The organism is Anoxynatronum sibiricum (assembly GCF_039414295.1).
In the GTDB taxonomy this organism is placed as follows: Bacteria; Bacillota; Clostridia; order Peptostreptococcales; family Tindalliaceae; genus Anoxynatronum; species Anoxynatronum sibiricum.
Window position 1 is genome coordinate 1 of the sequence record NZ_JBCITM010000055.1, and the last position, 742, is coordinate 742.

Genomic DNA, 742 nt, shown 5'->3' on the forward strand with positions numbered 1-742 from the left:
TGCTTGTAGGTGAAGTTTTCAGAGATGATGTTGTTGCCCCAGGTACCGCAGCCCAGGGTGGTGGTGGGGGCAAAGCCGTTAAAGAGGCTGCCGCCGGCAGAGGTGGAGCTGGGTTGGTTGATCACCAAGCGGCTGACGGTTAAGGCCAGGCCGGCCTCTTTGATATGGGCATCGTTATGGGAGTGGAGGGCGGCGCTGTGGCCCTTGCCTTCCAGTTCCAGGTTGGTCTGGGCAATGCTTAAGGCTTCGTCGAAGGTGGTGTAGCCGTACACGGCCATGACGGGGCACATTTTCTCTTTGCTGAGAAGGTCGGCTTCTCCCGGACCGTCGGCTTTGGCCAGAATGACCTTGGTGCCCTCGGGGATGGGGAGGTCTGCCAGCCGGGCAATGGTGGCCACGGACTGGCCCACCACGTCTTTGGCGGTCATGCCGCCTTCGAAGATGGTCTGACGCAGTTTGGCTTTATCGGCTTCGCTTTCGGCAATCCAGGCACCGTTTTGTCTGAACAGCTCCAAAATGGCGTCCAGGTCTTCGGCGGGGGCGATGACGCTTTGTTCCCCAGAGCAGATGATGCCGTTGTCGAAGCAGCGGCCGGTGATGATTTTGGGCACGGCTTCTTCGTAGGTGCTGTCTTTGTCGATGATGCACTGAACGTTGCCGGGGCCCACGCCGTAGGCGGGCTTGCCGCTGCTGTAGGCGGCTTTCACCATGGCACCGCCGCCGGTGGCCACCACCACGTCCA

At 60.8% G+C, this 742-nt stretch carries 1 protein-coding gene; it reads right to left on the reverse strand.

Annotated elements, in window-relative coordinates:
• On the reverse strand, window positions 1-742 hold a 742-nt coding region (locus tag AAIG11_RS17915), incomplete at both ends, for an aldehyde dehydrogenase family protein (RefSeq protein ID WP_484477169.1).